The sequence below is a fragment of the Brevibacillus sp. HB2.2 genome (assembly GCF_013284275.1).
In the GTDB taxonomy this organism is placed as follows: Bacteria; Bacillota; Bacilli; order Brevibacillales; family Brevibacillaceae; genus Brevibacillus; species Brevibacillus brevis_D.
This window is the reverse complement of sequence record NZ_JABSUV010000059.1, coordinates 17,887-28,840: the sequence shown is the minus strand read 5'-3', so window position 1 is coordinate 28,840 and position 10,954 is coordinate 17,887. Positions and strand designations below refer to the sequence as shown.

At 51.1% G+C, this 10,954-nt stretch carries 6 protein-coding genes; all 6 read left to right on the top strand.

Translation table 11 applies throughout. The annotated features are described in order from the left end of the window. The first annotated feature begins 394 nt into the window (after positions 1 to 394). A complete protein-coding gene (locus HP401_RS27875) occupies positions 395 to 1,573 on the top strand; it encodes an ROK family protein (RefSeq protein ID WP_172143178.1) in 1,179 nt (392 codons plus the stop codon). Between the two features lie 24 nt (positions 1,574 to 1,597). Then, complete coding sequence (locus HP401_RS27870; RefSeq protein WP_173607394.1) at positions 1,598 to 2,722, top strand: extracellular solute-binding protein; 1,125 nt, start codon at positions 1,598 to 1,600, stop codon at positions 2,720 to 2,722. Between the two features lie 124 nt (positions 2,723 to 2,846). Further along, positions 2,847 to 3,923 (top strand): ABC transporter ATP-binding protein, encoded by a 1,077-nt coding sequence (locus HP401_RS27865; RefSeq protein ID WP_015892768.1) that lies wholly within the window; start codon positions 2,847 to 2,849, stop codon positions 3,921 to 3,923. 14 nt (positions 3,924 to 3,937) lie between these two features. Beyond that, the gene (locus HP401_RS27860) at positions 3,938 to 5,665 is read left to right on the top strand and encodes an ABC transporter permease (RefSeq protein ID WP_173607393.1); all 1,728 of its coding nucleotides are present in this window, start codon (positions 3,938 to 3,940) and stop codon (positions 5,663 to 5,665) included. 52 nt (positions 5,666 to 5,717) lie between these two features. Then, positions 5,718 to 8,237, top strand: coding sequence for a PIG-L family deacetylase (locus HP401_RS27855; protein ID WP_217366253.1), 2,520 nt, complete (start codon positions 5,718 to 5,720; stop codon positions 8,235 to 8,237). Positions 8,238 to 8,356: 119 nt separating this feature from the next. Continuing rightward, positions 8,357 to 10,888, top strand: coding sequence for an NEW3 domain-containing protein (locus HP401_RS27850; RefSeq protein WP_173607391.1), 2,532 nt, complete (start codon positions 8,357 to 8,359; stop codon positions 10,886 to 10,888). The last annotated feature ends 66 nt before the right edge of the window (positions 10,889 to 10,954 follow it).

The window sequence follows — 10,954 nt, the reverse complement described above, 5'->3', positions numbered from 1 at the left end:
AGCTCGTAGAGGAAACAGGAGAAAACAGCGAAGATCTTTGGTACACCGACCGAGACGGAATGCAAAAAGCGAAACACGCTCTTAAGCGTCCACCTCTGAAATACATCCTGAAAGAACCACTTTGGACGCGGTTTCGCTTTTTGCATGGAGGCGGGCAGTGAATCCCACAGAGGGTGGGACAAGAATCTGAGCGTTTTCTCCTGTTTCCTCCCCACCACAACAGCGTGACGACCGAATTTTTAGTATCTCTTAACAATGGCTATATACACTAAAAAACCCAAAAAATATCTGAAAGACAAATGTAAATTGTTTGACTATTGATGGTCGCCGTGTCTATAATTTGGTTATCTTTGTTAGTAATGTTAACTAACTGTGTGGCGGTGATCGATGACGCGTGCAAGTTCCCAAAAAAACAGGTAACAGCAAACTCGTGAAAAAACTGAATAAAGAAGAAGTATTGCAGCAGGTCGTCTTGCACGGGCAGATTTCCCGCGCGGATATCTCCAAACAGACACAGCTCAGCCGTCCATGTGTTTCCGCCCTCGTAGATGAAATGATCCAGGAAGGACTCCTGCAAGAAGTAGGAATGGGTGATTCCAAAGGCGGCCGCAAGCCGATTTTGTTGGAGTACAACTACCAGGCGTACGCCATAGCCGGCGCGATTTTTGAAGGCTCTACCTTGGATATGGCCATCGCAGATATGAAAGGTGAATTCTTGGCTCGCTATCGCAAACGGCTGGCACAACCAGCGAATGGCGAAACCGTCATCGAAGATTTGGCAGCTGGACTGGATCGTTTGCTGCGTGAAAGCGGCATCCCGCGAGAGCGCCTGCTCGGAATGGGCGTCGGTTTGCAAGGGGTCACACAGCGTGGCAGTGGAACCGTCAGCTTTTCACCCAGCACAGGCTGGATGGGTTCACCGATTCAGCAGACCATCGAAGCGCGACTCGGACTGCCCGTCATTATCGACAATGACGTGAATATGATGACACTGGGCGAGTACGTCCGTGGAGCAGGGGTCGGCCATACCAACGTCGTCTACATGTACGTAGGAACGGGGATTGGGGCCGGGATCATTTTGGATGGACAGTTTTATCGGGGGAGTCGTGAGGCAGCAGGAGAAATCGGCTTCATGATGATCGGCCCGGTACATAATCGACCGAATGGGGCGTCAGGCGTGTTTGAGACGCATTATTCGATTCCGGGCATCCAAGAGCAGGCTAAGGGATTTCTCTCTGACCTTCAGGAAGGGTCGAGTGTCATAGAAGAGCTGATCCGGCACGCCAAACATAATCCGGAAGCAAAGAAGCTTCTTGCAGATGTGTATCGACATTGGGCGTACGGAATGGCGAACATCATCAGTATTTTGAACCCGGAAATATTGATCCTGAGCGGGGAGATGGTCCACGTCGATGGTGAAGGGGTGAAGCAAATTCACGAATGGCTGAGAGAATGGGTGCCCGAGGTGCCTAATCTTGAAAAAGCAAGTCTGGGGGAGCGAGCTGGTTTAATTGGTGCTGTCCACAGTGTTTTGGAAGCGTTTCCTTTCACACGACTGCTTGACAAAGAGTGAGAAGAACAAAAGGGGGAGTTCGTTTTGAAGAAGACAACTAGCAAGCTGAAAACATGGATGAAGGGCGTTTTTGTCAGCTCCTTGGCTCTGACTGTAGCTGCGTGCGGCACTGGAGGACAGGAAGCAAAGCCTGCCGACAACAGCGCTGGCGGCCAATCTGGTACGGCTGCTCAACCTGCTGATTCATCGGGTGACCCACAAAGACTGGTGATTTACACCGGACGGGACAAAAACATTTTTGAAATCGTGTTGCCAAAATTCAAAGAAAAGTACCCGAACATTGAAGTGGAAACACTCGAAATGGGTGCCCAACAAATTTTGGAGCGCGTTCGTGCAGAGAAGGCGAACCCGCAGGCTGACTTCTGGTGGGGCGGCACCCAATCTGCTCTAACAACAGCGGCCAATGAGGATCTGCTGGAGCCATACAAACCGACTTTTGCAGACAAGGTTCCAGATTTGTACAAAGATTCGCAAGATCGCTGGTACGGCGAAATGCTTTTGCCAGAGGTCATCATGTACAACTCGCAGGTGATGAAGCCAGAAGAAGCGCCGCAAGATTGGGACGAATTGATCGATCCGAAATTCAAAGACAAGATCGTGATCCGAAACGTACTGCAGTCCGGCACAATGCGTACCATTTATTCCGCAATGATCTTCCGTCAAGGGGCGGATACTCCTGAAAAAGGTTTTGAATGGCTGACCAAGCTCGATGCCAATACAAAAGAGTACACGCAAGACCCGACAAATCTGTATCTGAAGCTGGATCGTCAAGAGGGCGTCATCTCCTTGTGGAACCTCCAGGACGTTCTGATCCAAAGCAAAAAGAACAACCATCCGTATGACTTCATTTATCCGAAGAGCGGGGCACCGATTCTCGTAGACGGCGTGGCTCTCGTAAAAGGCGCGAAGAACCTGGATGGAGCGAAAAAGTTCATGGAATTCTTGATGAGTCCTGAAATAGCTGCCCAATTGGCGAAGGAACGCTTCCAGTTCCCATCTCGTACAGACATCAGCAAGGACCAGTTGCCAGACTTCATGAAAAATCTCGAGCTGAAGCCAATGGAAATCGATTGGGCTGTCATGGCTGCAAAAGAAAAAGAGTGGATGCAGCATTGGGATGAAAACATCAAGGGGAAAGGCAAGAAGTAAGAAAGATTTTTTCCAAGCAGCTAGGCGGGAAGGCGTTGTCCTTTCCGTCTAGTCACTTATAGAAGTTGTTTGAAAACGGTCGTCAGCTTGAAATGACTTGCGATGAAGGAGGAAACACAACCCGATGAGCAGCGTAACACTTGATCACGTTTACAAAAGGTTTGGTCAGGCAAAAGGGGTCGAAGATGTTCACATTCATATCGAATCTGGAGAGTTTTTTACTTTTCTCGGTCCGAGTGGCTGCGGCAAAACGACTACTCTGCGCATGATTGCCGGCTTTTATTATCCAACGGAAGGCCATATCCGCTTTGGATCACAGGAAGTCACATCTCTTCCTCCCCATAAGCGCAATACCGGGATGGTATTCCAAAACTACGCGTTGTTCCCGCACATGACTGTTTTTGAAAATATCGCGTTTGGCTTGCAGGTTCGGAAAGTGAACAAAACAGATGCAAAAGAGCGCGTAGAACGAATCATGAAGCTGGTCCGTCTGGAAGGCTATGGCGAACGCCGCATTGATCAGCTTTCTGGAGGACAACAACAACGGGTAGCACTGGCACGGGCGCTGGTCATCGAGCCGCAGATTCTGCTGTTGGATGAGCCGCTGTCCAATCTGGATGCGAAGCTTCGTGAAGAGACGCGCTTCGAGATCAAGAGACTCCAGCTGGAGCTGGGGATTACGACGATTTACGTCACGCACGATCAGGCAGAAGCGATGTCGATGTCAGATCGAATCATGGTCATGCAGAGCGGAGAAGTGCAACAGATCGGAACGCCGCATGAGATTTATCATCGTCCTGTAAACCGTTTTGTCGCTTCTTTTATCGGCGAGACGAATCTGTGGGAAGGGACAGTTGCAGGGTTTGACGGCGATGAAGTGCTGGTTCGCACGGCTTCTGGACAAATGCTCAGTGGATTGAAGGGAAATGCTTCTCCACGTGCACAGCTGTCAGTTGGGGAGAAAGTAACCATGTCCATTCGTCCTGAATCCGTTCTGGAGAGTACAGGCAACGAGGGACAAAATGTAGTGACAGGCTCTGTTGTCATGTCTGAATTTACAGGGGCGTGTGTCAATTACGTCACGGAGGTAGGAACGGAGAGCCTTCGTAGCATGTCGATCAACCTGGGACGACCGATTAAACAGCGCGGCGATGCCATCGGCCTACATATACCGAAAGAGAGCATTTATTTTGCCGGATAAGGGGGAAGAAGCTTTTGAGAGCAGAGTTGCAGCAAGCGCCGACAGCAGCCAGACGAAAGTCCATCACCGCTTCACCCGCCTTCGTCTACGTGCTGGTATCACCACTCTTTTTAATATTGTTGGCTTATGTCGTTTATCCATTGTTCGAAACGTTCGTTGCGAGTATCAAAATCGATGAGGAAATTACGTGGAAAAACTACATTCGCTTCTTCAGTCTGGAGCATACCGCCAACCTGGAAGCGTTGTGGAACAGTATCTACATATCGGTTCTGAGTGTCATTACGTGCGGAATCGTCGGCGTTACGATGGCGTTTTTATTGGAGCGCTATGAGTTTCCCGGACGAAAAATTCTTTCTGTGCTGGCTTTGGTTCCGATGGCGTTGCCTCCCCTCATTGGTGTTCTCTCGTTTACCTTTTTGTACGGAGAAAGTGGAATCGTTCCACGGGCAATCAAAGAGCTGTTCGGACTTGCCCAGGTTCCTTTCTCGTTAAAAGGAATGTGGGGTGTGGTCGTCGTTCATACGTTTACGATGTACACCTACTTCTTCATGACCGCTACAGCAGCAATCAAGGGACTCGACCCGTCCTTGGAAGAAGCGGCAGCCAGTCTTGGAGCGAATCGCTTTACCGTTTGGCGGCGCATTATTTTGCCGATGCTCACGCCAGCCATGGTCGCGTCTTCTCTGTTGGTTTTCATGGTTTCGATGGCTTCTTATACGGCACCGCTCATTTTCGGCATTGACCGGACGATGACGATGCAAATCTATCTGTCTCGCACCAATGGAGATTTGGACATGGCTGCGACACAGTCTACGATTCTTTCGATTGTTTCTGTGGCTTTTCTTTTGATCATGCGTTGGTACCAAGGCGCGCGCAACTACCAGAACTTGAGCAAAGGGGTAAGCGTGCACCGTACCGAGATCAAGAGCAAAGCGGGACGCTACACCACGATTGTGCTGTCTTTTATCGGTACAATCATTCTGATGCTGCCAATTCTCGTATTGGTACTCATTTCCTTCTCAGTGGATGGTACCTGGACGGTGCAAATATTACCTCCTGAGTATACCTTGTCGCATTACATGGATTTGTTCACGGATAGTAAGACATGGCGTCCGATTCTCAACAGCTTGCAGTTGTCTGCTATTGCGGTAGTCGGGATCGTCATTTTCGGTGTAGCTGCGGCATATGCCATGGTTCGTCTCAAGTTTCGCGGGAAAACGCTTCTTGATGTATTGATCATGCTGCCATGGGCATTGCCAGGGACAGTTGTAGCGATCAACCTGATTGCTGCGTTCAGCGAGCCGAATGCATTTAGCTTTGGACAGGTTTTGATCGGAACATTCTGGATTATCCCATTGGCGTATTTTGTCCGCCATCTGCCACTTGTGTTTCGTTCTACCAATGCGACCTTGATGCAGATGGACCCATCTGTTGAGGAGGCTGCGCGAAATCTCGGTGCTTCCTGGTGGTACAGCTTCAGGCGTGTCGTATTCCCGATGGCGTGGGGAGGAATTCTCGCAGGTACGCTCTTGGCATTCGTTCAGTGTATCGGGGAGTTCGTGGCTTCGATTCTGATCTTCACACCGAAGACAACGCCATTGTCTGTCGCGGTTTTCCAACGCATGTACAGTAATGAATTCGGCACCGCTTGCGCCTATGGTGTCTTGCAAATCGTGGTCATCATCATCGTGTTGTTCATCTCCAGAAAACTGACCGGAGATAAAGCGGGAACTGCCGTGTAAAGCTGGATGCCTTCGTCAAAAAGGGGGAGCTCACGTGGATGTCAGTGAACCGATGGACAAGAAATCACCGATCGTACAGCCAACCAAACTGCCCTGCCCGCCTATTCCCGCATCTGTTCGCACCATGCAGGGGGAACACGGACTGCTCGATCTGTGGAAAGCGATCAAGCCGCTCGCTACTATTGCTAGTGCCATGAATACAGGGGCCCATCCAGACGATGAGCACAGTGCCATGCTTGCTTATTTGGCGCTGGGGAGAGGCGTGTATACCACGAGTGTGATCGCGACGAGAGGGGAAGGCGGACAAAACGAAATCGGCTGCGAGCAAGGTACCGCGCTGGGGATTATCCGGACGCGCGAGCTGGAAGAAGCCTCATCTCTTAGCAATGTGATGCTTGGCATCTTAAGCGAAGAGCTGGATGATCCCATTCATGATTTCGGGTTCTCCAAATGCGCCGAAGAAACCTTCCGCAAATGGGGCGAAGAGGTCGTGTATGAGCGATTGATTCGAAAAATCAGGGAGCTGCGCCCCGATGTCGTCATCGCTTGCTTTGAAAATGAACCGACGACACACGGACATCACCGGGCGATTACGTTACTGACACAGCGAGCTTTCCACGAAGCAGCCGACCCACAGATCTTTCCTGCGCATAGGCAGGCTGGACTTTTGCCATGGCAAGTGAAAAAGCTGTATTTGCCTATCATGGACAATGATGATTATCATGTCGCGGTACCCGTGGGGGAATACGACCAAATCTACGGCTCATCCTATGTACAGCTTGGTGAGCGATCGAGGTTTATGCATAAGACACAGGGTATGGGTGTTCATTACGATGAAGGCCCGACCTACAATTACTACCGCTTGGATGCATCAGTTTTCCCAGCGCCGGAAAAAGAGCGCGACTTTTTTTCCGGATTGCCCGTCAGTTTTGCTGATCTGGCGCAGGGTATTGCTGCAAAAGGCGGGAAAGAACTCGCGGAAGTGCTGCACCGTATGCACGATGCGGCAACAGATGTATTGAATGCCTACCCGCGATTTGCTGAAGTGGCACAAAGGGTTCACCGCATGAAGGCTTTGCTTGCGACTGCACAACAAGAAGTGCGCAAGGCTCCACTTGATGAAGAAACAAAGATGGATTTGATGTATCGGCTAGGACTCAAGGAAGCGCAGCTCAACCGTGCGAGTGCCGAGGCTCTTTCGTTGGTCGTGAAAATCAAGCCGGAGACGGGCGAGTGGGTGGCAGGCCAGACGACAACGGTTACCGTAACGGCGTACAACGGCGGCTCGCTGGAGGTTGAGCATGTGCAACTGCGTATGCGTGTCCCTGCTGGATGGACGGCGAAACCGCTGACCCCAACTGCGTTTCCACGACTTGCTTACAATCAGACGGTGTGTACCGTATTTGAGGTATCGATTCCTGCACAGACGGAGCTGTTCCATCCTTACAAGCCGCCCGTGCTCGATGTCGAGGTGCTCTATTTCGCCTTCGAGACAGCCAGTACAATTCGTGTGGAGCCGGAAAGCCGTGTGGCTGTGCTTCCCCCGTATGCGGTGACGCTGACCCCGTCAGATGTCGTGCGAAACACGCTGCATACGGATGAGACGATCCCGGTTAAGGTAACACTGAAACAGTACCGTCCGGGAAGCTCTACAGCCAAGGTCGCTCTCATTGTCCCAGCAGGGTGGACAGCGGAGCCAGCCTTTGTCGATGTTCCGTTTTCTTTTCGCAGCGAGACGAAAACAATCGCTTTTACTGTTCATACCACACCGCAGGTGACGAATGGCAAATATCAGATTAGCGCTACGGTCGTGGGGACAGATGGTGTGACAGAGATAGCACAGGATGTGCAGGTCATTGAATACCCGCATGTCGGTCGCACGTATTTCATCCGGCCTGCTACGCTGACTGTTCAAGCCTTTGATCTGGCCATCCCAAAAAATCAGCGGATCGGCTACGTATCCAGCGGCTTTGACAATCTGGATAAATACTTGCGAGCAGTTGGGGTAAATTGCCTTAATCTGGACGCAAACGAAATCCAATCGGGCGATTTGTCCCGCTACGACACGATTGTTCTCGGTATTCGTGCATATGGATTCCGTCGCGAATTAATCGAGAGCAATCAGCGTCTTTTGCACTATGTAGAAAACGGCGGAAATCTCGTCGTTCAATATCATAAGCCGGAGGACAAATGGAAGCCGCACTTGGCGCCATACCCCATTTTTATTGGCGAGTCGCTGATCGATTGGCGGGTGACCAATGAGCAATCAGACGTCCGTATGCTGGTCCCTGACCATCCGATGTTCCAGGAGCCAAACGTGATTACCCAAGTGGACTGGGATGGATGGGTGCAGGAGCGCTCCATCTACAATCCTTCTCGCTGGGGGAGCGAGTATACCGAGCTGATTGCGACAAGTGATCCGGGAGAACCGGAGTTCCGCGGCATTTTCCTCACGGCGCACTATGGAAAAGGGACGTACACCTACAGCTCGCTTGCCTGGTTCCGCGAGCTTCCACAGCTAGTCCCTGGCGCTTTTCGCTTGTTCGTCAACATGATCAGTCAGAAGCAGTAATGCCCCATCCACTCCGGGCCAACGTGGGTCGATCCATGGCTACATCAATGAAATGCAAACGTACAGACCGCCATGATTGATATAGACATCAATCTGAAAATGGAATGGAGGAACGTTCATTGAGTAAGGGGAAACTTGCCAAGCTGTACACGATTACGACTGCTGCGGTGCTGGCCACGAGTCTGATTATGCCGGTAGCACCCGAGACCGCCCATGCAGACCGCGGGGTTGTCGACCTGTGGAAGGCCATCAAGCCGCTCACCACGATTGCCAGTGCGATGAACACTGGAGCACATCCGGACGATGAGCACAGTTCAATGCTCGCGTACTTGTCGCTTGGCAAAGGGGTGGACACATCCAGTGTCATTGCGAACCGAGGCGAGGGAGGACAGAACGAGATAGGCAGCGAGCTGGGTAATGCGCTGGGGATCATTCGTACCCGCGAATTGCAGGAAGCTTCCAAAATCACGAACATCCATCTGGAGAACCTCAGTGAAAAAATCGATGATCCTATTTTTGACTTCGGCTTTTCCAAAAGCCCGGATGAAACCTTGCAAAAATGGGGCGAGGATGTCGCGTATGAAAAGCTCATCCGTCGTATCCGGACACTGAGACCCGATGTCGTGATTCCCGCATTTTTGAACGAACCTTCGACTCACGGTCATCATCGCGCGATTAATGTCATTACGGTGCGGGCATTCAAGGATGCCGCAGATCCAAACGTTTTTCCACAGCATGCAAAGGAAGGCTTGGCTCCTTGGCAGGTGAAGAAGCTGTATCTGCCTGCAAAGGAACAGGATTACTCGGTCAAGGTGCCTGTGGGCGACTATGACGAAATTTATGGTGCCTCTTACGTCCAGCTCGGCGAAGAATCCCGTTTCATGCATAAGAGCCAGGGCATGGGACGTCACTATGACGAAGGGCCAAGCTTCAATTATTACAAGCTTGATCAATCCATCGTAGAGACAAAAGACAAGGAAGCAGACTTTTTTGAGGGAATTGCCTATTCATTTGACGATTTAGCCAAGGACGTTGCCAGCCAGTCTGGCGGGGAAAAAGTCGCGGGTGAACTGAAAAAGCTGCAAAAGGATGCCGCAGAGGTCATTGCTGCGTACCCAAGCTTTGCCTCCGTAGCCAAGGAAGCACATGAGATGCTGGCGGATGTGGAAAAAGCGACGGTAGCAGTCGAAGCCTCCTCCCTGCCAACTGACACGAAAACAGACTTACGCCATCGTTTGGGAGTGAAGAAATCCCAACTGAACAAAGCCAGTGCCGAAGCGCTCTCGCTCGTAACCAAAGTAAAGCCTGAGACAACTGAGCTGGTAGCAGGCCAAACCACGAAAGTAACGGTCACGGCTTATAACGGCGGCCAAGCAAAAGTCGGGAAGATCAATCTCGCGCTGAATGTACCAAAAGGCTGGCAAGCCAAGCCGCAATCGACCACCAGCTTTTCATCGCTCGGCTACAATCAGACAGTGAAGACAACCTTTGATGTCACAGTTCCTTCTGATGCCGCTCTGTTCCAACCGTATGCCGCTCCTGCCATTACAGCAGACGTCAGCTACAGCTTTGCAGGCGCGACGGCGAATAGCCTTGTGACACCAGCAGATGCCATTGCAGTTCTTCCATCTTTTTCTATGGTGCTGAGTCCAAATGCGACGGTTTTGAATACGCAGAAGCCAGAGGAGCCAATCCCGGTCAAGGTTACGGTTAAAAACTACAATCCAGGTGCAGCGAAAACATCCATCTCTCTCGATGTACCAAAAGGCTGGAGCGTGGAGCCACAAGCAGCACCGCTCGCCTTTGAGGCCAAGGGAGAAACGAAGTCTGTTGCCTTTACGATCAAAGCAGACGCTTCGGTCCAACCGGATAAGTATACGGTGACAGCCGTAGCGTCAGGCAGTGGAAAAGAGAGCCGACACGGGGCCCAGGTCATCCGTTACCCGCATATCGGCACGACTTACTTTGTCCAACCAGCGACGCTTGCCATCCAGGCATTTGACCTGAAGGTGCCGGAAGGATTGAAGGTCGGGTACGTATCCAGTGGCTTTGACAATATCGATCAGTATTTGTCCCAATTGGGAGTCAATGTGACCAATCTGTCGGCAAAAGACATTGAGTCTGGCGATCTGGATCAATACGATACGATCGTGCTGGGCATTCGCGCTTATGGTTTCCGACCTGAGCTGATTCCATCGAATGCACGCTTGCTCAAATACGTGGAAAACGGCGGTAATCTGGTCGTGCAATACCACAAGCCAGAGGATAAATGGAAGCCGGAGCTGGCTCCTTATCCGATCAAAATCGGTGCTCCGCTGATTCAATGGCGTGTCACAGACGAAACCTCCAAAGTGACAGTATTGGCGCCTGATCATGTCTTGTTTCACTCACCAAACAAAATCACGGAGAAAGATTGGGACAACTGGATTCAGGATCGTTCCGCTTACAATCCATCCGAGTGGGGCAAGGAATACACCGAGCTAATCTCCAATGGGGACGAAGGCGAGAAGGAATTTACGGGTACGTACCTCACTGCCAAGTATGGAAAAGGAACATATACCTACAGCTCGCTTGTGTGGTATCGCGAAATTCCGTCACTCGTACCGGGTGCGATCCGATTGTTTGTCAACATGATCAGCCCACAGCAGTAATCATAGTAGAAGGGAAGGCGATCGTTCGGCGGTCGCCTCCCTCCCTAAAAGAAGAACAGACGCAAA

What these genes read in the sequence shown, in the direction of transcription:
- HP401_RS27865 (WP_015892768.1), top strand. Translation starts at nt 2,847, where the DNA reads ATGAGCAGCGTAACACTTGATCACGTTTACAAAAGGTTTGGTCAGGCA.
- HP401_RS27855 (WP_217366253.1), top strand. Translation starts at nt 5,718, where the DNA reads ATGGACAAGAAATCACCGATCGTACAGCCAACCAAACTGCCCTGCCCG.